The sequence below is a fragment of the Rhodococcus sp. IEGM 1409 genome, assembly GCF_030056735.1.
Lineage (GTDB): Bacteria > Actinomycetota > Actinomycetes > Mycobacteriales > Mycobacteriaceae > Rhodococcus_F.
Map to the genome: position 1 here is coordinate 162983 of NZ_JASHKN010000003.1, position 22297 is coordinate 185279.

Below are 22297 nucleotides of genomic sequence, written 5' to 3' on the forward strand. Positions count from 1 at the left end.
CTCAGGCGCCTGATGCTTCGAGTCGAACGGTGACTGCCTTCGATACCGGCGTGTTCGACTTGGCTGCAACGTGTTCGAGGGGAACGAGCGGATTTGTCTCGGGGTAGTAAGCCGCCGCATTGCCGCGTGGGGTGTCGTAGGAGACGATGCGGAATTCCGTGACCCGACGCTCTTCGAGCGTGCCGTCTGGTGTCGTCCACTCGGACACGATGTCGACGAGATCGCCGTCGCGGAATCCGAGTGCGGTGATGTCTTCGGTATTGACGAGAATGACTTTGCGTCCACCCTTGATGCCGCGGTATCGGTCGTCGAGGCCGTAGATCGTGGTGTTGTACTGGTCGTGGCTTCGCATGGTCTGCAGAATCAGACGGCCACTGGGAGTGGGTATCCAGTGCAGGTCGTTTACGCCGAAGTTGGCTTTGCCTGTGTGCGTGCGGAATTCGCGCGAGTCACGTGGGGGGTGGGGGAGCTGGAATCCGTCGGGCTGACGGACCCGGGTGTTGTAGTTTTCGCAGCCCGGCACCACCCGTGAGATGGAATCGCGAATCAGGTCGTAGTTGCCCTCGAAGGCCGACCAACGGACGGAGTGATCGCTGCCGAGTAGTTCGCGGGCGAGTTGGCAGATGATGGCGACTTCACTGCGCAGGTAGGGGCTGACCGGTGTGAGGCGTCCGCGGGACAGGTGCACCATGGACATCGAATCCTCCACGGAGACAAGCTGCTTTCCGCCGGCTTGGACGTCGAGGTCGGTGCGTCCGAGGGTGGGGAGGATGATCGCGGTCTGCCCGTGGACCACGTGACTGCGATTCAGTTTGGTGGAAACCTGCACGGTGAGTTCGCACTGGCGCAACGCCGTTTCGGTGGCCGCGGTGTCCGGGCTTGCCTGGATGAAGTTACCGCCCATCGCCATGAAGAAGCTTGCCTTGCCTGCGTTCATGGCGCGGATCGCGTCGACGGTGTCCCAACCGTGCTTGCGAGGGCTCGAGATCGCGAACTCGGTGTCCAGAGCGGCCAGGAACTCTTCGGGCATCTTCTCCCAGATGCCCATCGTGCGGTCACCCTGGACGTTGGAGTGTCCTCGCACCGGGCAGACGCCGGCACCTGGTTTGCCCATCATCCCGCGCATGAGCAACAGGTTGACCGCTTCCTCGATGGTGGCGACTCCGTGTGTGTGCTGAGTGATGCCCATGGCCCAGCAGGTGACGGTTCGTTCGGATCGGACCAGGGCGGTGGCTGTTTCCTCGAGCTGCGCCATCGACAGGCCCGTCGCTTCGATCACCGTGTCGAGATCGACTGCGCGGATGTGCTTCTCGTACTCGTCCCAACCGGCGCAGTACCGGTCGACGAATGCGCGATCGACGACGGTGCCGGGAGCGCGATCTTCCTGTTCGAGCAGCAGCTTCCCCAGGCCCTGGAACAGTGCCATGTCTCCGCCCAGCCGGATCTGCAGGAACTCGTCTGCGATCTCGACTCCGTGCCCGATCACGCCGGACACCTTTTGTGGATCCTTGAACCGTCGCAATCCCGCTTCGGGCAGAGGATTGATGGCAATGATCTTGGCGCCGTTGCCCTTTGCCTTCTCCAGCGTCGAGAGCATTCGAGGATGGTTGGTGCCGGGATTCTGCCCGGCGATGAGGATGAGATCGGCGTTCTCGAGATCGGGGACGGTCACGGAGCCTTTGCCGATGCCGATGGATTCGGTCAGTGCGCTCCCGGACGACTCGTGACACATGTTCGAACAGTCGGGCATGTTGTTCGTGCCGTAGCTCCGAATCATCAACTGGTAGAGAAAAGCGGCTTCGTTGGAAGTGCGACCGGAGGTGTAGAACACCGCTTCGTCCGGCGACGCGAGGCTGTTCAGATGTTCGGCGATCAGTGCGTACGCGCCGTCCCAGTCGATCGGCTGATAGTGGGTTGCGCCCGGCGTCAGAACCATTGGGTGTGTCAGTCGGCCCTGCTGCCCGAGCCAGTAATCGGTCTTGCCTTCGAGGTCGGCGATCGAGTGCTCCGCGAAGAACTCGGGTGTGACGGTGCGAAGCGTTGCTTCCTCGGCAACAGCCTTCGCGCCGTTCTCGCAGAACTCGGCGGGCTTGCGATGGCCGGGAGTCTCCGGCCATGCGCACCCCGGGCAGTCGAAGCCGTGGCGCTGGTTGAGTCTGGTGAGCGTTCGGGCGGTCCGCAATGCTCCCATCTGCTCGATTCCGCGTTGCAGCGACACCAGGACGGCCGGTACTCCGGCGGCGTAGTCCTTGGGATGCGTGACTTCGAGATCCGATTCGTCGATGTCTTTCGAGGGGCCCTGGCGCGTCATGTCTCCATAGTGGCCCGAACGAGCCGGTACTGCCATCGAACGGGCCGGTCGAACTCGCCGGAAAGCGACATTCATCGGCTAGCCTTACCTACTGAACCAGCGGACTTAAGGGGTAAGAGCATGGATCGAACGGACGCAGGTCGGCTGACCCGGCGCGGATTTCTGATCGGCACGTCGGGAGCGTTGCTGGCATTCGCCGCAGCCTGCTCCAGTTCGAACGACGAGGACACACCCGCAAGCGGTGACACTGCGGGATCGATCACCCACAAGTTCGGTACCACCGAACTGCCCAAGGATCCGCAGCGGATCGTCAGTGTCGGGTACAACGATCAGGATGCGATTCTCGCGCTCGGCGGGACCTTGGTCGGAACCTTCGACTGGTACGGCGACTACCCCTCGGGTGTGTGGCCGTGGGCGCAGCCTCTACTGAACGGGTCGGCTCCGGAGATCATCGGAACCGCGGGCACCACTATTCAGATGGAGAAGGTCGCCTCCGTGACACCCGACCTCGTTGTGGGCACCTACTCCGGGCTCACTCAGGCGCAGTACGACAAACTCAGTGCCATCGCGCCGACGGTGGCACAGCCGAAGGAGTTCGCGGATTACGGAATCCCCTGGCAGAACCAGACGACCATCATCGGCGAGGCATTGGGGCAGCAGGGAAAGGCCACCGAGCTGATCGCCGGCGTCGAGGAGAAGTTCGCCGACGTGAAGACGGCCAATCCGGCGTTTGCCGGCAAGACTGTTCTGGTGGGCGCGTTGAAGGGGCCGGGGCAGTTCGGGGTCTACGGACCGGAAGACCCCAAGGTGCGGTTCTTCACCGAACTCGGATTCGTGAATCCGCCTGTCACCGATCAGATCACGGGTAACTTCGCCGAGATCAGCACCGAGCAACTCTCTCTTGCCGACGTCGACGTACTCGTCTGGTACGCCGGTGGTGGCTACGGCGACAAGCTTCGCGCGGAATTGGACAAGACCCCGATCTACCAGGAACTCGACGTCGTGAAGGACGGCCGTGCGATCATCCTGGAAGACGCTGCTGCCGAAGCCATGACGTGGAGCACGGTACTGAGCCTGCCGTACGCGCTCGAACAGATTCCGCCGCGGATTGCGGGCTTGCTCGTCTGATCGGTTCACGGACAGCTCGGTTCAAGGACCAGCTCAGTTCAAGGACCCGGGATTCGGACAGTCGGCGGTACTCTCGCCTCATGGGTGTACACGTGCGGCCGGCTGTCCGATCCGATGTTCCAGCACTGTCGGCAGTGTTGGCCGAGGCGTTCGAGGACGATCCCTTGATGGCGTGGATGTTGCCGGACGCGGCCACCAGGGCTGATCGCCTGACGAAACTGTTTGCCGCAGAAGCTCGTTACCACCACCTCGCCGGTGGCGGTGTAGAGGTGGCCACCGATGACAACGGCGTGATCGGCGGGGCAACTCTGTGGGATCCGCCGGGGCGATGGAAGCAGTCGTGGATCTCCGGGCTCATGAGCTTGCCCGCAATGGTGCGCGTCTTCGGCAGCGGGCTGCGACATGCGGCCGAGGTCAGCTCCGTTCTCGAAGGAGCACATCCGAATTCGCCGCACTGGTATCTCGCGACCGTCGGGACCGGCAGTGCAGCGCGAGGTGGGGGATACGGCAAAGCGCTACTGAACTCCCGGCTGGAGCGTTGTGACCGTGAACATGTCGACGCCTACCTCGAGAGCAGCAAGGAATCGAATATCCCGTACTACAACCGCTTCGGTTTCGAAGTGACCCGCGACATCGTCATGCCAGGCGGCGGGCCGACGATCTACGCAATGATGCGTCAACCCGGGGCGCGTGATACCAACTAGTGGTGACCCAGATTCCCGAGCTCCACGCAGGCACACCGTTCGACGAACTCGACGACTACATCGCTCTGGCCAGGTTGTCCGGTCTGGTGTTGTCACCCGACGGCTCGCTGCTCATCTGCGCGCGCGCCGTTCTCGAGGACAAGAGCGCCGAATACGTGTCCTCGTTGTGGGAGATCGACCCGGAAGGTCGACGTCCTGCGCGTCGGTTGACCTGGGGTTCGACCAGTGAGTCCGGTGCCGCCTTCGCGTTCGACGGCGACGTGCTCTTCACCGCCACGCGAGCCGTGCCCGGCGAGAGTGACCCGCAACCCGCACTCTGGCGCCTACCTGCGGCGGGCGGAGAAGCTCAGCTGCTGATCTCACGTCCTGGTGGCGTCTCGTCAGTATTCGCAGCCAAGGCAGCGCCGACGTTCGTGGCCCAGACTTCGGTCATGGCTTCGGCGATCAGCCTCGACCAGGACGATCAGGTGCGATCGGCGCGCAAGGACAAGAAGGTCACGGCGATGCTGCACACCGGTTATCCGGTGCGCCACTGGGACCACGACCTGGGCCCCGATCATCCGCATCTGGTTGTGGCTGAAACGGATTCGAAGGAATCCGTCGAATTGCGGGACATCACGCCAACTGCAGGCGCGGCGCTGCGAGAGACGTCGACCACGATCTCCGACGACGGTCTCTTCGTCGTGACGACGTGGACTGTCGGCGATCCGAGTGCCGCTCGCCGATCGACGTTGGTTCGGATCGACACGGTGACCGGCGACCGAACCACCCTTGTCGACGAGGCCGACGCGGACGTCTACAACCCGGTGCTCTCGCCGGACGGAACCAAGCTCGCGTTCATTCGGGAGACCCTCACCACGCCGGAGTCCGCGCCGCGAATGACTCTGCAGCTCTACGACTTCGGATCCGGTGCCGTGACCGGCGTCGCCGACGGCTGGGATCGTTGGCCTACCTCCCTGGCTTGGCTGCCCGACGGATCCGGGCTGGTGGTCACCGCTGACGACGGCGGCCGCGGTCCGATCTTCACGATCGATCTGTGGGGCCAACCGGTTCGCCTGACAGCCGACGACGCGGCGTACACCGACGTTCGAGTGGCGCCGGACGGCGAGTCGATTTACGCGTTGCGGGCTTCGTACGAAGCGCCCCCGCACGTGGTGCGGGTGGATCTGCGATCAGGTGAGATCACCGTACTTCGTGGGCCCGACCCGTTGCCGGAGCTGCCGGGAACGCTGACCGAGATCACCGCGCGCGCCGAGGACGGTTCGACAGTGCGTAGCTGGTTGGCGCTGCCGACCGGCGCCGCGCCGCATGCACCGGTGCCATTGCTTCTCTGGGTCCACGGCGGGCCCCTCGGATCGTGGAACACCTGGTCCTGGCGGTGGAATCCGTGGCTGCTCGTCGCCAAGGGCTATGCCGTGCTGCTGCCCGATCCTGCGCTCTCGACCGGATACGGGCAGGACTTCGTTCAGCGCGGGTGGGGTCAGTGGGGCAAGGCGCCCTTTACCGATCTGATGGCGATCACCGATGCTGCCGTCGCGCAGCCTGAGATAGACCCCAAGCGAACAGGCGCGATGGGTGGTTCGTTCGGCGGTTACATGGCCAATTGGATCGCCGGCCATACCAACCGTTTCGACGCGATCGTCACCCATGCGAGTCTCTGGGCACTCGATCAATTCGGCCCGACCACGGACGCTGCGTGGTACTGGCAGCGCGAGATGTCGCCCGAGATGGCCGTCGAGAACTCGCCGCATCTGTACGTCGCAGACATCACGACGCCGATGCTGGTGATCCACGGCGACAAGGACTATCGGGTTCCGATCGGTGAGGGCTTGCGGCTCTGGTACGAACTGCTGGCAGAGTCAGGTCTGCCCGCCGACGACGACGGGAAAACGGACCATCGCTTCCTGTACTTTCCCGACGAGAATCACTGGGTGCTCAAGCCGCAGCACACAAAGATCTGGTACGAGGTGGTCACCGCGTTCCTTTCCGAGCACGTTCTCGGTGAAGATGTGGCGCTGCCGGAAATTCTGGGCTGAACTGCGCGTGCCTCGTTCGGTCGTTTCGGCCGAACGAGGCACGATCTTGTTCGCGTGGATCCGGATTGGAATCAGGCGCCGGGGCAGCGAACGGTGTACGCCCACTCGGTATGGTCGGTGCCCGTGACGCGGACCAGTACGGACGAGGCCCCGCCGGCGGGCACGTTGACGACCGCCGAACCGGTTCCCTCTCTGATGTCGTCGCCGATGTATCCGGTGCTGTGGATCAATCGTCCTTCGTAGTACACCTCGATCAGGTCCGGGATGCCCTCGGTCTCGTACCCGAGTACGAACGACGTCCGGCCGCCGCGGCCGAGCTCGTGCTTGGTGGTGGTGATTCCTGCGCCGCCGGAGACCGTCGAGGCGTCACACCGCTGCGTCGGCGCAAACGATCCACCGCCACCACTGCCGCTCGCCAGCCCACTGAGAATATCCCTGACATTGCCGCTGGCCAGGCCGTTGACGATGTCCGTAGCGCTCGTCGAGCCTGCGGGCAGGCCGCCGATGATGTTGTCGCGTTCCCGATGGCGATTCCGCCGACGATGTCGCTGACGATGTCGCCCACGCTGCCGCTGGCGATGCCGTTCGCGATGCCGTTCCCCAGGTCGCCCACGCTCCCGTTGATCGTGGCGCTGCCACTGTCGACGCTGCCCTGCACGCTTCCTTCGATGCCGGGTGCAGCGGACGCAGTCGCCGGAAGCGCCAGGGCAACCGCCGCTCCGATCGTCGCGGCAGCCGCCACGGTTCGAACGCCGGGACGGCGAGAACTTTAGTTGTTCAACATATTTGCCCCACAGGTCGTTGGTCGGTCGTCCTTCAGAGTGATCCTGTCAGCGGAGCAGATCGGTGAATCTCGTTTGTTCGGCTGACCCCCGGACTGTGGTGACCGTCGTTCGTGGCCACCGCGGCGCCTGACGGGCGAATTCGTTCACGACGGGGGAGTCATTAGGATCAAGTGGTGACCAGTGCAGCTCCAGAGAACCCCCAGACCCCCGCCGACGCCCTACCCAAGAGCTGGGACCCCAGCGCGGTAGAGGCCGATCTGTATCAAGGCTGGGTAGACGCCGGGTACTTCCAGGCCGACGCGACCAGCGACAAGCCCGGCTACTCCATCGTGCTGCCGCCCCCGAACGTCACCGGCAGCCTGCACATGGGTCATGCCCTCGATCACACACTCATGGACGTGCTCAGCCGCCGCAAGCGGATGCAGGGCTACGAGGTTCTGTGGCTGCCGGGCATGGACCACGCCGGTATCGCCACGCAGTCCGTCGTCGAGAAGCAACTCGCTGCCGACGGCAAGACCAAGGAAGATTTCGGCCGCGAGCTGTTCATCGACAAGGTCTGGGACTGGAAGCGCGAATCCGGCGGAACCATCGGTGGCCAGATGCGGCGCATCGGTGACGGCGTCGACTGGAGCCGCGATCGTTTCACGATGGACGAGGGCCTCTCGCGTGCCGTTCAGACCGTCTTCAAGCGCATGTTCGACGAGGGCCTGATCTACCGCGCCGAGCGCCTCGTGAACTGGTCGCCGGTGCTGCAGACCGCGATCTCCGACATCGAGGTGAAGTTCGAGGACGTCGAGGGTGAACTGGTCTCCCTGCGCTACGGCTCGCTCGACGACAACGAGCCACACGTCATCGTCGCGACCACCCGCGTCGAGACGATGCTCGGTGATACCGCAGTGGCTGTCCATCCCGAAGACGAGCGCTACAAGCACCTCATCGGCACAACTCTCGATCATCCGTTCACCGGGCGTCAGATCCCGATCATCGCGGACGACTACGTCGACCCCGAGTTCGGAACCGGCGCAGTGAAGATCACGCCGGCTCACGATCCCAACGACTTCGAGATGGGCCTGCGGCACAACCTGCCGATGCCCACCATCATGGACAAGACCGGCAAGATTGCCGACACGGGAACCGAATTCGACGGTATGGACCGCTTCGAGGCTCGCGTCAAGGTTCGCGAAGCCCTCGCCGAGCAGGGGCGCGTCGTAGCCGAGAAGCGCCCGTACCTGCACAGCGTCGGACACTCCGAGCGCAGTGGTGAAGCTATCGAGCCGCGCCTGTCGCTGCAGTGGTGGGTCAAGGTCGAAACCTTGGCCAAGGCTGCCGGCGATGCGGTTCGCAACGGCGACACCGTCATTCACCCGGCAAGCCAGGAACCGCGCTGGTTCGACTGGGTCGACAACATGCACGACTGGTGCATTTCCCGCCAGCTCTGGTGGGGGCACCGCATCCCGGTCTGGTACGGCCCCGAGGGCGAAGTTGCGTGCTTCGGCCCCGACGAAACGGCACCGGAAGGCTGGGTTCAGGATCCCGACGTCCTCGACACCTGGTTCTCCTCCGGACTGTGGCCCTTCTCGACGATGGGTTGGCCCGACAAGACGCCCGAACTCGAAAAGTTCTATCCCACCAGCGTTCTCGTCACCGGCTACGACATCCTGTTCTTCTGGGTCGCCCGCATGATGATGTTCGGCACCTATGTGTCCGAGGACGAGCCGATCACCGCCGGTCCGGGTAAGTCCGGCGCGCAGATGCCGTTCAAGGACGTGTTCCTGCACGGACTTGTTCGCGACCAGTACGGCAAGAAGATGTCGAAGTCTCGCGGTAACGGTATCGACCCACTCGACTGGGTGGATCGTTTCGGCGCCGACGCCCTGCGATTCACACTCGCACGCGGGGCCAACCCGGGTAGCGACCTGTCCGTCGGTGAGGATTCGGCGCAGTCCTCACGCAACTTCGCGACCAAGTTGTTCAACGCGACCAAGTTCGCGCTGATGAACGGCGCCGCTCCGGCGCCGCTGCCCGCTCGAAGCGAACTGACCGACGCCGACCGCTGGATCCTCGACCGTCTCGACACGGTCCAGGCCGAGGCGGATGCCGCTTTCGATCGTTACGAGTTCAGCAAGGCATGCGAAGGCCTGTTCCACTTCGCGTGGGACGAGGTCTGTGACTGGTACCTCGAACTCGCCAAGGTGCAGTTCGCCGGCGACGAGGCCGTCGCCGCGAACACCCGCGCAGTGCTCGGCAACGTTCTCGATGCACTGCTCCGCCTCCTGCATCCGGTCATTCCCTTCGTGACCGAAACCCTGTGGAAGGCGCTCACCGGGGGTGAATCCGTCGTCGTCGCCGACTGGCCGACGCTGTCCGGCGTCGCAATCGACACTGCGGCCGCCACCCGGATCGAAGACACCCAGAAACTGATCACCGAGGTGCGACGTTTCCGAAACGATCAGGGTCTCAAGCCTTCCCAGAAGGTTCCGGCGCGTGCGTCCGGGCTCTCGGAGGCCGGCATGGACGGCCAGTTCGCCTACGTGGCAGCGCTGGCCAAGCTGACCGAACCCGAAGAAGGATTCACCGCGTCGATCTCCGTCGAGGTGCGTCTGAGCCAGGGCACCGTCACGGTCGACATCGACACCTCGGGCACCATCGACCTCGGTGCCGAGAAGAAGCGGCTCGAAAAGGACCTCGCGGCAGCGCAGAAGGAACTCGTCACCGCTGACAACAAGCTTGCGAACGAGGCTTTCCTGGCGAAGGCACCCGACGCCGTCGTCGACAAGATCAAGAACCGTCGCCAGATCGCCGTCGAAGAGATCGAGCGCATCACCGGACGTCTGAAGGAGTTGGCCGACAAGTGAGTTCGTACGAGCCGTCCCAGTTCGACGCTCAGAGTTCGGTTCCGACTCCGGTCGACATCGCCGAACTGGCGCTGGTCGAGGCCGAACTCGACAAGCGTTGGCCCGAGACCAAGATCGAGCCGTCACTGACTCGTATCGAGGCGCTGATGGACGTGCTGGGCTCGCCGCAGCACAACTATCCGTCGGTGCACGTGACGGGGACCAACGGCAAGACGTCGGTGACGCGCATGATCGATTCTTTGATGAGCGCTCTGCATCGTCGTACCGGCCGAACCACCAGCCCTCATCTGCAGATCGCGACCGAGCGGATCAGCATCGACGGTCATCCGATTTCACCGCGGCTCTACGTGGACACGTTCCGCGAGATCGAGCCGTACGTGCAGATGATCGACGCACAGTCCGAGGAAGCCGGGGGACCGGCGATGAGCAAGTTCGAAGTGCTCACCGCGATGGCCTATGCGGCATTCGCGGAGGCACCGGTCGACGTCGCCGTGGTCGAGGTCGGCCTCGGCGGACGCTGGGACGCCACCAACGTGATCGACGGACAGGTCGCGGTGATCACCCCGATCAGTCTCGATCACGCCGAGTACCTGGGCACCGACCTGGCCGGGATCGCGGAGGAGAAGGCCGGAATCATCAAGAAGGGCCGCGAGGACCTGGTTCCGGTGGACACAGTCGCGATCATCGCCGAGCAGACTCCCGAAGTCATGGAGGTATTGCTGCGGCGAGCAGTCGAGGTCGAGGCCGCGGTCGCTCGCGAAGGCTCGGAGTTCAAGGTGCTTGCTCGCCAGATCGCGGTGGGCGGACAGCAGCTCGAACTTCAGGGTCTGAGCGGTGTGTACACCGACATCTTCCTCCCGCTGCACGGCGAGCATCAGGCGCGCAACGCAGCCCTCGCGCTCGCTGCTGTCGAAGCGTTCTTCGGTGCCGGTCCGGATCGACAACTCGACCAGGATGCAATCCGCAACGGGTTCGCCTCGATCGTCAATCCGGGTCGCCTCGAACGTGTTCGGAGCGCACCGACCGTATTTCTCGACGCCGCCCACAATCCTGACGGTGCCCGCGCCCTCGCGGCCGCACTGGCCGAGGAGTTCGACTTCCGCAAGCTCGTGGGAGTGGTCAGCGTCATGGCGGACAAGGACGTCGACGCAATCTTGACCGCATTCGAATCCGTCTTCGACGAGATCGTTGTCACCCACAACGGATCACCCCGCGCGATGGACGTCGAGGAACTGGCGAACATTGCCGTCGCGAAGTTCGGCGACGAGCGCGTCGTCGTCGCGCCGGTGCTTGCCGACGCCTTGGAAGTCGCGATCGAAATCGCCGAGCAGGTCGCCGAACCCGGCGAAGCCGTATCAGGGGCAGGTGTCGTGGTGACGGGATCCGTCGTGACCGCGGGCGCCGCCCGCACGCTGTTCGGAAAGGACCCCGCGTGAGTACCCCGTCAGAATCCAATCCCGAGTCCGGCGACGCCGCCGGTGAGTTCGGGCCTCCGACCAAGGACCCGTGGAAGAGTTTCCGCGGAGTGATGGCCGGAACCCTGATCCTCGAGGCGATCGTCGTGCTGCTGGCATTGCCGGTCGTTGCGGTCGTCGGCGGTGGCCTCACCGCGGTCTCGGCCGGATTCATCATCGGGTTGGCGGTACTGATGATTCTGGGAGCCGGAGTCCAGGGCAAGCCGTGGGCGATGGGGTTCAACGTCGCACTTCAGGTGATTCTTCTGTTCGGTTTCTTCGTCCACCCGTCGATTGCCGGTGTAGCTATCACCTTCGGGATCGTCTGGGGATACCTCGTCTACCTGCAGAGAGACATCAAGCGCCGGATGGACAAGGGCCTGCTTCCCGGTCAGCGGGGCTGACCATTTAGGCTGTCCGCTGTGACTGAGCGCACCCTCGTACTGATCAAGCCCGACGCCGTTGCCCGTGGATACGTAGGAGAAATCCTCAGCCGTATCGAACGCAAAGGCCTGACAATTGCTGCACTCGATCTCCGCGTAGCTTCCGAAGAGGTGGCTGGTAGCCACTACGCAGAGCACGCCGAGCGCCCGTTCTACCCGAGCTTGTTGGAGTTCATCACCTCCGGTCCGCTGGTGGCCGCAGTGCTCGAAGGCCCCCGCGCCATCGCTGCTTTCCGTCAGCTGGCCGGCGGAACCGACCCGGTCGACAAGGCTCTTCCGGGCACGATCCGCGGCGACTTCGGACTCGAAGCGCAGCAGAACCTCGTTCACGGCAGTGACTCCGTGGAGTCGGCAGAGCGTGAAATCGCTCTGTGGTTCCCCGCGCTGTCGTCCATCTGAATCTTCGATCCGGGCCTCTGGCCCACATGACACGGGCCCTCGGCCCACATCTCCACAGCGAATTCTCGGCACGTATCCCACATCGGTGCGCCCTTTGCAGTTGCAGGCGCGTCGGTGTGGGATACTGCTTTCAGTTGAACCGCAATTTGTTTTACGCACGTTCAACCGGATGACACCTAGGTTCGATGCCCTTTCATCGCTGCTCCAGGTCAACAGGAAATCCCTGGACCTCTGCACGCTGGATGATCAGGCGCTCGCGCACAGGACAACGGCCATCCAGCCAGGCACTTCATGCGCTCGCAGTGAATAACGGGCACTGCGGACCATGCGGAGCGAGACCTTACAATCTCGTACTCACTTCTGAGTGCGAGTACACACAGCACGCTCCCGCGTGGCCGCGTGACAACTCGACTTCTGGGTTGGACGCGCCCGGGGGCTGAGGAGACTTACGTGGCCGATCAATCCCCAACCGAATCAGATTCCAGCACCACCCCGGAATTTCCCGACAAGATGCGCGTTCACGCGCTGGCGAAGCTGCTCGGTGTCACCAGCAAGCAGGTCCTCGCCGAAGCTGCAGCGCTCGGGACCGAATTGCGCAGTGCGCAGTCGAGTCTTCAACGTGACGTCGCACATCGGATTCATGCCTCGCTGACTTCCGCGAGCGAGGCCATCGAGCCGGTTGTCGCCGAGCTCGACACTCTCATCGACCCGGTGGTCGAAGCGCCTGCTGCCGAAACTCCGGCCGAGCAGCCTGCTGCCGAATCTCCAGCCGAGAAGCCGGTCAGGGCTCGTCGTTCACGCAAGAAGGTAGTTGTCCCGGAACCGGCAGCAGAAGAAGCGGTGGATCCGGCGGTTGCCGAGATCAACGCTGGACTCGACGCCGCTGCTGCGCTGCAGAGCAAGGAAGCCGAGCAGTCCGATCTGTTCACCTCCTTCGAGGCGCCTCAGACCCATCAGCCCGAGGTGGCCCCCGCCGCGCCGCAGGTCCCGCTGTTCCTGCAGCCGGATCTCGAGGCAGCCGAGGTGGCTCCGCGTCGTCGTCGCGCCCGCCGCGAGCCCGCTGCACCGGCAGCCGTCGAAGAGAAGCAGACAACTGCGGAAGCCGAAACAGTCGCACCCGAGGCCTCACCGGTTGCAGTTCCAGCTGTCGAAGAGCCGGCTGTGACCGCCCCGCAAACCGAGGGCGAGAGTGCCGAGTCCGAGGACGAGGACGACGATCAGCCGCGTCGCCGTCGTCGTGGACGCCGTGGACGTGGCCGTGGCCGCGGAGAACAGGGTGGCGAACAGGGTTCCGAGCAGGGCTCGGACGAAGAGTCGGATACGACCACCGAAGCGGAGCAGGAAACTGCCCCCGAGGCAGTCGGGAAGCAAACCGAAGATGCTTCCGGCGGAGAATCCGGGAACAAGACCGAGTCCGACGCGGATGCGGACGCGGAATCCGAGAACGCCGACGATTCCGACCTCGACGCTGACGGATCGAGCCGTCGCCGTCGTCGCCGTCGCCGTCGTAAGACCGGCACCGATGGCGCCGCCGACGCGACTGCGACGTCCGAGGACGATCCGCCGAACACTGTCGTTCACGAGCGCGAACCGCGCAACAAGACCCGTGTCAAGGACGAGGTCCAGGGCATCAGTGGTTCGACGCGTCTCGAAGCGAAGCGTCAGCGTCGCCGCGACGGTCGTGACGCCGGCCGTCGTCGCCCGCCGATTCTCACCGAGTCGGAATTCCTTGCCCGTCGTGAAGCCGTCGACCGCGTCATGGTTGTGCGCGATCGAGCAGACAGCGGTCAGCCGCACGCGACTACACAGGTAGCAGTCCTCGAAGACGGAGTGCTGGTCGAGCACTTCGTCACGAACTCGGCTTCCGCGTCGATGGTCGGCAACGTGTACCTCGGACGCGTCCAGAACGTGCTCCCCAGCATGGAAGCTGCGTTCATCGACATCGGGCGTGGCCGCAACGGCGTGCTCTACGCCGGTGAGGTCAACTGGGAGGCAGCCGGTCTCGGTGGCAACTCGCGCAAGATCGAGCAGGCTCTCAAGCCGGGCGATCAGGTGCTCGTTCAGGTCAGCAAGGATCCGGTTGGACACAAGGGTGCCCGCCTGACCACGCAGATCTCGCTGGCCGGACGCTTCCTCGTCTACGTTCCCGGCGGTACGTCCACCGGCATCAGCCGCAAGCTGCCCGACACCGAGCGCAAGCGTCTCAAGGAGATCCTGCGCGATATCGTTCCGGCCGACGCCGGCGTGATCATCCGCACGGCGTCCGAGGGAGTCAGCGAAGAAGAGTTGGCGCGCGATGTCACTCGTCTGCAGGCGCAGTGGGCCGGTATCGAGGAGCAGGCAGCGGCTGCGGACACCGGCAAGTCCGGGAACCCGCAGGCCCTGTACGAAGAGCCGGACATGCTGGTCAAGGTCATTCGCGACTTGTTCAACGAGGACTTCACCAAGCTCGTCATCGAGGGCGAGAAGGCGCATACGACGGTGGAGAACTACATCAACTCCGTCGCGCCTGATCTGCTGCCGAGGCTCGAGAAGTACACGCCGACGAGCAACATCGACGTCTTCCAGGCCCGTCGTATCGACGAGCAGTTGGCAAAGGCACTCGATCGCAAGGTGTGGCTGCCGTCCGGCGGCACCCTGGTGATCGACCGCACCGAGGCCATGACCGTCGTCGACGTCAACACCGGCAAGTTCACCGGAGCCGGCGGAAACCTCGAAGAGACCGTCACCCGTAACAACCTCGAAGCTGCCGAGGAGATCGTTCGCCAGATGCGCCTGCGCGACATCGGCGGAATGATCGTCGTCGACTTCATCGACATGGTCCTCGAATCGAACCGGGACCTGGTCCTGCGTCGGCTCACCGAGTGCCTGGGTCGCGATCGCACGCGCCATCAGGTGTCGGAGGTCACCTCCCTCGGACTCGTGCAGATGACGCGCAAGAAGTTGGGCACCGGATTGGTCGAGGCCTTCTCGACTACCTGTGAGCACTGCCACGGCCGCGGCATCATCGTCCACTCCGAGCCCGTCGAGGTGAAGTCCTCGGACGACGGCGGATCACGTTCGGGCTCGCAGCGCAGTGAATCCGGTACCTCGCGCAAGAACAAGCGTGGCCGCGGAGACAAGTCGGCTTCGACCGAGTCCAACGGACAGGAAGCTCCGGCGCCGGAGGTTCCGGCCGTCGACGCGACGGTCAAGCGGGCTCATCCGGTGGCATTGGCGATGGCCTCGCATCACCACGACGACGACGAGACCGTCGCGGCCGACTCGATCGAGTTTGATTCCGCCGGTACGTCTTCGGGGGATGATGCATCCAAAAGTGCCGATCGGCAACAGGATCGGCCGATTGATACTCCTGCTGCTACTGAGCGCCCTGACGCTCCTGTTGTGGACTCTGCTGCGGAAGAAGCTCCCGCAGGGGGCGACGAGCGGGAAGAAGCTCCGCGAGGTCGTCGGCGTAGTCGCCGGGCGTCGCGGGCAGCGTCGGCACCGGTTGCCGAAGCAGCTCCCGAGGTGGGCACGGTCTTCGTGATTCCGACTCCGGACCCCGTGGCGGAAGCGGTCGCGGAAATTGTTCCGGCTCCGGCCACCGAAGCTCCGGCCACCGAAGCTCCGGCCACCGAAGCTCCGGCCGAGGAAGAAGTTGTCGTCGTCAAGCGGCCCCGTCGCAGGCGTGCAGCAGCACGTCCCGCGGGTCCGCCGGTCGACGGAGAGTAGAACTACCGTCTTTCGGTCGGTTGGATGTCCTGGCGATGAGCGAGGACATCCAACCGTTATCCGAAGTTTCAGCTGGTAGAAGCAGTACAGAGTAGTAAGCACCACCCCTCGGCGGGGCGGTTTGACCCTGACGGTTGCTTTCCCGTAACCTTGGAGGGTCGCCACCCGGCGGTAGAGATTCTGTGTGCCTAGAGTGCGCGTGAATGTCCCGGTACGTCAGTACCGAGCCGAGGTGACATAAACCAGACCAGTCGCGATGCATTTGAAGCCTCAGGCAGCAGCGCGAGCAAGTTCGAAGAAGCAAGGGGTAGCCCTCCGATGGCAACGTACGCGATCGTCAAGACCGGCGGAAAGCAGTACAAGGTCGCTGTTGGTGACCTCGTCAAGGTCGAGAAGATCGAGGGTGAGCCCGGCACTGCTGTCTCGCTTGCTCCCGTTCTCGTGGTCGACGGATCTGACCTGACCACCGACGCGGCCAAGCTGGCCAAGGTCGCAGTCACCAGTGAGATCGTCGAGCACACCAAGGGCCCGAAGATTCGCATCCACAAGTTCAAGAACAAGACCGGTTACCACAAGCGTCAGGGCCACAGGCAGCCGATCACGGTGCTCAAGGTCACGGGCATCAAGTAACCAGTTCTTTCTAGCTAATTTCACCCGAGGAGGGTCAATAGCATGGCACATAAGAAGGGTGCATCCAGCTCCCGTAACGGTCGCGATTCAAACGCCCAGCGCCTCGGCGTGAAGCGCTTCGGCGGCCAGTCGGTCAGCGCAGGCGAAATCCTGGTTCGCCAGCGCGGCACGCACTTCCACCCCGGCGTCAACGTCGGCCGTGGCGGCGACGACACCCTGTTCGCTCTCGCTGCCGGTGCAGTCGAGTTCGGCCAGAAGCGTGGACGCAAGACCGTGAACATCGTTCCGGCCGTCGTTGCGGCTGAGGTCTAGTCTTTCTCGCTAGTTGTGCGTCATCGGTTCTACTTCGGTAAGCCGGTTCTACTTTCGGTAAGAGAGTGACGCGTTCCAAGCTCCCGATAGGGGCGGACCAGGGTTGAAATAACCCGGTCCGCCCCTATCGTTTGTTTAAGCAGTACCTGTTTACCCCGAGCAACCCTGCTCACCAGAAGTTCAGCTCATCGCGTGAGACCCGCAATTGACTGAGGAAGGATCCGGCAGTCATGTCCCGATTCATTGACCGTGTTGTGCTGCACGTCAGCGCTGGAAAAGGCGGCAATGGTTGCGCCTCCGTACACCGCGAGAAGTTCAAACCGCTCGGCGGTCCGGACGGTGCCAACGGAGGTCGCGGTGGCGACGTCATCCTCGTAGTCGACGAGAACATCCACACCCTCCTCGACTTTCACTTCCATCCCAACGCGAAGGCGACCAACGGCAAGCAGGGCGCCGGCAGCAACCGCGAGGGTGCAAACGGTGAAGACCTCATCCTCAAGGTCCCCGATGGCACTGTCGTTCTCGATGCCGACGGCAACGTGCTGGCCGACCTCGTGGGAGTCGGTTCGCGCTACGACGCCGCTCAGGGCGGCCGCGGCGGACTCGGTAACGCAGCGCTGGCGTCGAAGGCCCGCAAAGCTCCCGGTTTCGCACTCCTCGGTGAGGACGGTGTCGAGCGTGACCTGGTTCTCGAACTCAAGTCGGTAGCCGACGTCGGTCTGCTCGGATTCCCCTCTGCCGGTAAGTCTTCACTGGTGTCCGTTCTCTCGGCGGCCAAGCCGAAGATCGCCGACTACCCCTTCACAACTCTGGTCCCCAATCTCGGCGTCGTCTCGAGCGGTGACACCACCTTCACCGTCGCCGACGTGCCCGGGCTGATCCCCGGTGCCAGCGAAGGACGCGGTTTGGGCCTGGATTTCCTGCGCCATATCGAACGCTGTGCCGTGTTGGCGCACGTGATCGACTGCGCCACTCTCGATCCGGGACGCGACCCGATTTCCGACATCGACGCGTTGGAAGCAGAGCTGGCTGCATACACGCCCGCGCTCTCCGGCGACTCGGGACTCGGTGACCTCGACAAGCGTCCGCGTGTCGTGATCCTCAACAAGACTGACGTTCCCGAGGCGGCCGAGTTGGCCGAAATGGTCACGCCTGAGATCGAAGCGCGCGGATGGCCGGTCTTCACCATCTCGGCAGTGAGCCGAGAAGGCCTGCGACCGTTGACTTTCGCGCTGGCGAAGATGGTCCGTGACTACCGCGAAGCTCATCCGAAGCCCGAACCGAAGCGTCAGGTCATTCGCCCGGTCAAGGTCAAGGATTCCAGTTTCACCATCGAGAAGGATCCCGATATTCCCGGCGGGTTTGTCGTCCGCGGCACTCGCCCGGAGCGGTGGATTCGTCAGACCGCCTTCGACAACGACGAAGCGGTGGGTTACCTCGCCGACCGTCTTGCTCGATTGGGTGTCGAGGACGCATTGGTCAAGAAGGGCGCTCAGCCAGGGGCTTCCGTCACCATCGGTGACGTGAGCTTCGAGTGGGAGCCGATGACGCCGGCCGGTATCGACCTGACCCGCACGGGCCGTGGAACCGATCCGCGTCTCGATCAGGTGGAGCGCATCGGCGCAGACGAGCGCAAGCATGCTCGTCGCGTCCGCCGCGGCCTGCTTGACGAAGACGCCTGACACGCGATTTCAGGACGAAAAACCGAAGAGAGGGAACGGGACTGTGCTCGGGTCCACCAGAGAGTCGATAGCGTCGGCTCACAGTATCGTCGTGAAGATCGGGTCGTCTGCTCTCACCAGTCTGGTGGCGGGACTCGATACTCACCGACTCGATCTGTTGGCCGATGCCATCGAGGCCCGCATGCGTGCGGGTTCCGATGTTGTTGTCGTCTCGTCCGGTGCCGTCGGCGCTGGATTGGCGCCGCTGGGGCTGACCAAGCGACCGCGGGATCTCGCGACCAAGCAGGCTGCGGCCAGCGTCGGACAGTTGGCGCTGGCTCACGCCTGGGGTACGTCGTTCGCCCGGTACGGGCGCACCGTCGGGCAGGTCCTTCTCACTGCGGATGACATCGCTCGACGGACGCAGCACCGGAACGCTCAACGGACGCTCGATCGTCTGCGGGCGTTGCACGCGGTGGCAATCGTGAACGAGAACGACACTGTCGCCACCACCGAACTTCGGTTCGGTGACAACGATCGGCTGGCTGCTCTGGTTGCGCATCTGGTCGGCGCCGACGCGTTGATCCTGTTGTCGGATGTCGACGGTCTTTACGACGGCGATCCCCGAAAAGGTGATGCCACACTGATTCCCGAGGTCAACAGTCCCGAGGATCTGGACGGTGTGGTTGCCGGCTCGGGTGGCGCTCTCGGTACCGGAGGCATGGCGTCGAAGCTCTCAGCAGCACGCCTGGCCGCTGATTCCGGAGTGCCGGTGCTGCTGGCGGCGGCCTCGGACGCCGCGCAAGCACTCAGTGGTGCCGATGTCGGAACCGCTTTTGCGCCGCGGCCGACGCGATTGTCGGCTCGCCGATTCTGGGTCCGTCACGCCGCCGACACACAGGGTGACCTTCACCTCGACGAAGGCGCCGTTCGCGCGGTCGTGTCCAAGCGTCGAAGCCTGCTGTCCGCGGGCATTGTCGGCGTATCCGGTGACTTCCACGCCGGCGACGTCGTGTCCCTGATGGGGCCGGGGGAGAAGCCCGTCGCCCGGGGTGTCGTTGCGTTCGACGCTACGGAGATCGAGGAGATCCTGGGGCGCTCCACCGCCGATCTACCGGCCGACATGCAGCGTCCCGTGGTTCACGCGGACGACTTGGTGGCGCTGTAACTGTCGTGCTCGACCAGGGCGGAAAGTGCTTCAGCACAACCGACTTCGAGCTTGAGGTCAGCGAATTCGTCGCCGCGGGTCGAGCCACGATTGACGATGGCGATCGGCTTCCCGGTCTTGGCGACATGCCGGACGAAACGTAGGCCGGACATCACGGTCAACGACGACCCTGCTACCAACAGCGCGTCGGCTTGGTCGACGAGGCTGTACGCCCGGGCCACACGTTCCTTGGGGACGGACTCGCCGAAGTAGACGATGTCTGGTTTGAGTAATCCACCGCACACGGCGCAATTCACGACGTGAAAATGCGCGGTGGATTCGATCACGGCATCTGCGTCGGGTGCGATCTCGACTCCCGTTGCAGCAGCGACTGTTTCGGTGAATCCGGGGTTGGCTTCTTCCAGTCGCTCCGCGAGCGTGGTGCGGGAGATCAGCCGCTGGCAGCTCAGGCATCGAACCTGCGCGTAGGTGCCGTGGAGGTCGATGACGTTTCGCGCGCCGGCCTTGGTGTGCAGGAGGTCGACGTTCTGGGTGATCACGCCGACGGCTCGCCCTGTTCGCTCGAGTGCTGCGACGGCCCGGTGGCCCTGGTTGGGCCGGGAGCTGTCCATGTATCGCCAGCCGATGTGGTTGCGCGCCCAGTAGTGCCGTCGAAACGCCGGATCGCCGATGAACTGCTGGAACGTCATCGGATTGCGCGGGGGTGAATCGGGCCCGCGATAGTCCGGGATTCCGGAGTCGGTGGAGATGCCTGCGCCGGTCAGAATTGCCAGGCGACGGCCGGCCAGGAGCTCAGGAAGGGCGTCGAGGCGGCTGTTGTCGGTAGGCACTGTTCCAGGATAGGCGCGTGTGCGAAATGGAGGTGCGGAGGAAGTCCGAAATGTTCAATAGAACACGTGTGCGATGGCCAATACTCGTAAACATGAACATCGTGAACCCAATTCCCGCTGGTTACCGCACTATCACGCCCTATCTCGCGGTGCCGGACGGCCATGCCGCGCTCGACTACTACAAGCGAGCACTTGGAGCCGAGATAGTCGATGCGATGAACGCACCTGACGGCTCCCTCATGCATGCGGAGATCCGGATCGGCGATTCGATGCTGCAACTCTCGCAGGAGATGCCGGACTTCGGTCTCAAATCACCGCAGGACGGCTGGGTGCACTCGTCGATCGTCGTGTACACGACGGATACGGATGCATTTGTCGCCCGCGCTGTCGACGCGGGCGGAAAGCTCGTCTCACCCGTTGCCGACGCGTTCTCAGGTGACCGGCACGGAGTATTCCTCGATCCCTTCGGGCACCGGTGGGCGGTGTGCACCAAGATCGAGGACGTGCCCACCGAGGAGGTTGCTCGGCGGGCACGGGCGCTGTACTTCCCGGATGTGGAGTCGCCGTAGTAGCGAGGATCGGCAGCGGAGCTGACTAGGCGTATGTGCCTGGGTTCTCGCGGTGATCGCTCTACTGATACAGAGCAGTATCTGCTTCGTAGGCGGCCGGAGCTTTGCGTATGTGCCGCAGCAGGAGCGAGATGACGACAGCGATCATCAGGGCTCCGATACCGAGGTAGGGCAGGTGTGCTGCTCTGTGCCCCGCCGCGAGAGCGGCACCGCCGACCCATCCCGCGGCGGCGATGCCGATGTTGAACGCGGAACTGTTGACCGCGAGGGCGAGGTCCGGCGCGATACCCTCCGCACTCGTCGCGATCCACGTGTTCAACGGCGGGAACGTCGAGGAGTAGGTGATCCCGACCAGGGCGAGGCCCGCCACCGCCCCGACCACGCTCCCGCCGATCAGCCCGGCGACGAGGAGGGCGAGGCCGGTGCTGCCAAGACTGAGGGTGAGGGCACGGCCGAGACCGCGATCGGCGAACTTGCCGCCGATGACATTGCCCGCCAGGCACGCAGCTCCGTGCAGGAGCAAGAGCGGGGCCACTGCGCGGTCGTCGATGCCGGTGCTCGTGAGGAAGGGCACCGCGAACGCAAGCAGGGCCATAGCTCCGAATCCGGCCAACGCCGTCATCGCCACCCCGCCGGCAACCGGGGCGCGGGTAAGGACGCGCAGGGATCGCCAGCCGGTCTCGCCGCGCGCGGAGCGATCGTCGGGGAACGCGGCGACCACGATGATCAAGGTCGCGCCGATCAGCGCGGCGATCAGTGCGAATGCCCACTGCCAGCCGAGGGTCTCTGACAGGGCGTTGCCGACGGGCACCCCGATCACGGTTGCGACGCCGAGCCCCAGGGTGATCCGCCCGACCGTGCGCCCGCGCTCGCCTTCTCGCGAAAGGCGAAGGGCGGTGAGCATGAATGCGACGAGCACCGGGGTGTGCATCGACCCAGTGATGATCCGCGACACCATCAGCACCGGGTACGTCGGTGCAGCCGCAGCCAACACGGTTCCCCCTGCATAGATTGTCATTGCGGCGATCGTGAGCGTGCGCAGCGGCATCCGTGCGGTCATCAGCGCGAGTACCGGGCCGAGGATCACGGCGGTGCCGGCGTAGGCGGTCACGAGTAGCCCCACATCGGAGATGGGCACGTCGAGCGCTTCGGACAGGCGCGGCAGGATGCCGGCGATGACGTTCTCCGAGGTGCCCAGGGCGAACGCGCCCAGTATGAACGCGAACGACAGCAGCCGGGGCACACCGACCGGCCGGGAGATGTCAGCGGAAGCAATCATGCGATCGACGCTAAACTCT

Annotated in this window: 18 protein-coding genes; 14 read left to right on the forward strand and 4 right to left on the reverse strand. The window is 64.1% G+C overall.

The annotated features are described in order from the left end of the window. Window position 1: 1 nt before the first annotated feature. The gene (locus QM716_RS10645) at window positions 2–2311 is read right to left on the reverse strand and encodes an FdhF/YdeP family oxidoreductase (RefSeq protein ID WP_283304121.1); all 2310 of its coding nucleotides are present in this window, start codon (window positions 2309–2311) and stop codon (window positions 2–4) included. 120 nt (window positions 2312–2431) lie between these two features. Between QM716_RS10645 and QM716_RS10650 the strand changes: the two genes are divergently transcribed. From QM716_RS10650 to QM716_RS10660, 3 genes are all read left to right on the forward strand, one after another. After that, window positions 2432–3439, forward strand: a complete 1008-nt coding sequence (locus QM716_RS10650) for an iron-siderophore ABC transporter substrate-binding protein (protein WP_283304122.1) — start codon at window positions 2432–2434, stop codon at window positions 3437–3439. An 80-nt stretch (window positions 3440–3519) separates the two neighbouring features. Then, complete coding sequence (locus QM716_RS10655) at window positions 3520–4143, forward strand: GNAT family N-acetyltransferase (protein ID WP_283304123.1); 624 nt, start codon at window positions 3520–3522, stop codon at window positions 4141–4143. A gap of 2 nt (window positions 4144–4145) precedes the next feature. Further along, entirely contained in the window at window positions 4146–6179 is a 2034-nt protein-coding gene (locus tag QM716_RS10660; protein ID WP_283304124.1) for a S9 family peptidase, read from the forward strand. 71 nt (window positions 6180–6250) lie between these two features. Here QM716_RS10660 and QM716_RS10665 read toward each other — a convergent pair whose 3' ends face one another. Then, window positions 6251–6409 (reverse strand): hypothetical protein, encoded by a 159-nt coding sequence (locus QM716_RS10665; RefSeq protein ID WP_283304125.1) that lies wholly within the window; start codon window positions 6407–6409, stop codon window positions 6251–6253. Between QM716_RS10665 and QM716_RS10670 the strand changes: the two genes are divergently transcribed. The 10 genes from QM716_RS10670 to proB all read left to right on the forward strand — a co-directional run bounded on the left by QM716_RS10670 (window position 6401) and on the right by proB (window position 19600). Further along, complete coding sequence (locus QM716_RS10670; RefSeq protein WP_283304126.1) at window positions 6401–6952, forward strand: hypothetical protein; 552 nt, start codon at window positions 6401–6403, stop codon at window positions 6950–6952. The two genes, QM716_RS10665 and QM716_RS10670, sit on opposite strands and share 9 nt — an antisense overlap. Window positions 6953–7137: 185 nt before the next feature. Then, a complete protein-coding gene (locus QM716_RS10675; protein ID WP_283304127.1) occupies window positions 7138–9819 on the forward strand; it encodes a valine--tRNA ligase in 2682 nt (893 codons plus the stop codon). After that, window positions 9816–11255: a bifunctional tetrahydrofolate synthase/dihydrofolate synthase gene (folC, locus tag QM716_RS10680; RefSeq protein WP_283304128.1), complete on the forward strand. Its 1440-nt coding sequence runs from the start codon at window positions 9816–9818 to the stop codon at window positions 11253–11255. The genes QM716_RS10675 and folC overlap by 4 nt, the downstream gene beginning before the upstream one ends. After that, window positions 11252–11677 carry a DUF4233 domain-containing protein gene (locus QM716_RS10685; protein ID WP_283304129.1) on the forward strand — a complete coding sequence of 142 codons (426 nt, stop codon included), beginning with the start codon at window positions 11252–11254 and terminating at the stop codon, window positions 11675–11677. Before folC ends, QM716_RS10685 begins: the two co-directional genes overlap by 4 nt. Before the next feature lie 18 nt (window positions 11678–11695). Continuing rightward, window positions 11696–12115: a nucleoside-diphosphate kinase gene (gene ndk, locus QM716_RS10690; RefSeq protein ID WP_003944527.1), complete on the forward strand. Its 420-nt coding sequence runs from the start codon at window positions 11696–11698 to the stop codon at window positions 12113–12115. A 450-nt stretch (window positions 12116–12565) separates the two neighbouring features. Further along, window positions 12566–15829 (forward strand): translation initiation factor IF-2 N-terminal domain-containing protein, encoded by a 3264-nt coding sequence (locus QM716_RS10695; RefSeq protein WP_283304130.1) that lies wholly within the window; start codon window positions 12566–12568, stop codon window positions 15827–15829. A gap of 318 nt (window positions 15830–16147) precedes the next feature. Then, window positions 16148–16459 (forward strand): 50S ribosomal protein L21, encoded by a 312-nt coding sequence (rplU, locus tag QM716_RS10700; RefSeq protein ID WP_003944533.1) that lies wholly within the window; start codon window positions 16148–16150, stop codon window positions 16457–16459. A gap of 42 nt (window positions 16460–16501) precedes the next feature. Then, complete coding sequence (rpmA, locus tag QM716_RS10705; protein ID WP_003944532.1) at window positions 16502–16771, forward strand: 50S ribosomal protein L27; 270 nt, start codon at window positions 16502–16504, stop codon at window positions 16769–16771. Window positions 16772–17001: 230 nt separating this feature from the next. Beyond that, a complete protein-coding gene (gene obgE, locus QM716_RS10710; protein WP_283304131.1) occupies window positions 17002–18453 on the forward strand; it encodes a GTPase ObgE in 1452 nt (483 codons plus the stop codon). Window positions 18454–18496: 43 nt separating this feature from the next. Then, complete coding sequence (gene proB, locus QM716_RS10715; protein WP_283304132.1) at window positions 18497–19600, forward strand: glutamate 5-kinase; 1104 nt, start codon at window positions 18497–18499, stop codon at window positions 19598–19600. On the opposite strand, the gene QM716_RS10720 is transcribed toward proB, so the two are convergent. Next, complete coding sequence (locus QM716_RS10720; RefSeq protein WP_283304133.1) at window positions 19573–20430, reverse strand: NAD-dependent protein deacetylase; 858 nt, start codon at window positions 20428–20430, stop codon at window positions 19573–19575. The genes proB and QM716_RS10720 overlap by 28 nt on opposite strands. A gap of 92 nt (window positions 20431–20522) precedes the next feature. Between QM716_RS10720 and QM716_RS10725 the strand changes: the two genes are divergently transcribed. Then, window positions 20523–20999: a VOC family protein gene (locus QM716_RS10725; RefSeq protein ID WP_283304134.1), complete on the forward strand. Its 477-nt coding sequence runs from the start codon at window positions 20523–20525 to the stop codon at window positions 20997–20999. 61 nt (window positions 21000–21060) lie between these two features. Here the strand turns inward: QM716_RS10725 and QM716_RS10730 are convergent, their stop codons facing one another. Then, window positions 21061–22278, reverse strand: coding sequence for an MFS transporter (locus QM716_RS10730; RefSeq protein WP_283304135.1), 1218 nt, complete (start codon window positions 22276–22278; stop codon window positions 21061–21063). Window positions 22279–22297 lie beyond the last annotated feature (19 nt).

Excerpts from the sequence above, each read along its gene's own strand:
- QM716_RS10645 (WP_283304121.1), bottom strand. The coding sequence starts at position 2,311 with ATGACGCGCCAGGGCCCCTCGAAAGACATCGACGAATCGGATCTCGAA.
- QM716_RS10650 (WP_283304122.1), top strand. The coding sequence starts at position 2,432 with ATGGATCGAACGGACGCAGGTCGGCTGACCCGGCGCGGATTTCTGATC.
- QM716_RS10655 (WP_283304123.1), top strand. The coding sequence starts at position 3,520 with ATGGGTGTACACGTGCGGCCGGCTGTCCGATCCGATGTTCCAGCACTG.
- rplU (WP_003944533.1), top strand. The coding sequence starts at position 16,148 with ATGGCAACGTACGCGATCGTCAAGACCGGCGGAAAGCAGTACAAGGTC.
- rpmA (WP_003944532.1), top strand. The coding sequence starts at position 16,502 with ATGGCACATAAGAAGGGTGCATCCAGCTCCCGTAACGGTCGCGATTCA.
- obgE (WP_283304131.1), top strand. The coding sequence starts at position 17,002 with ATGTCCCGATTCATTGACCGTGTTGTGCTGCACGTCAGCGCTGGAAAA.
- QM716_RS10725 (WP_283304134.1), top strand. The coding sequence starts at position 20,523 with ATGAACATCGTGAACCCAATTCCCGCTGGTTACCGCACTATCACGCCC.
- QM716_RS10730 (WP_283304135.1), bottom strand. The coding sequence starts at position 22,278 with ATGATTGCTTCCGCTGACATCTCCCGGCCGGTCGGTGTGCCCCGGCTG.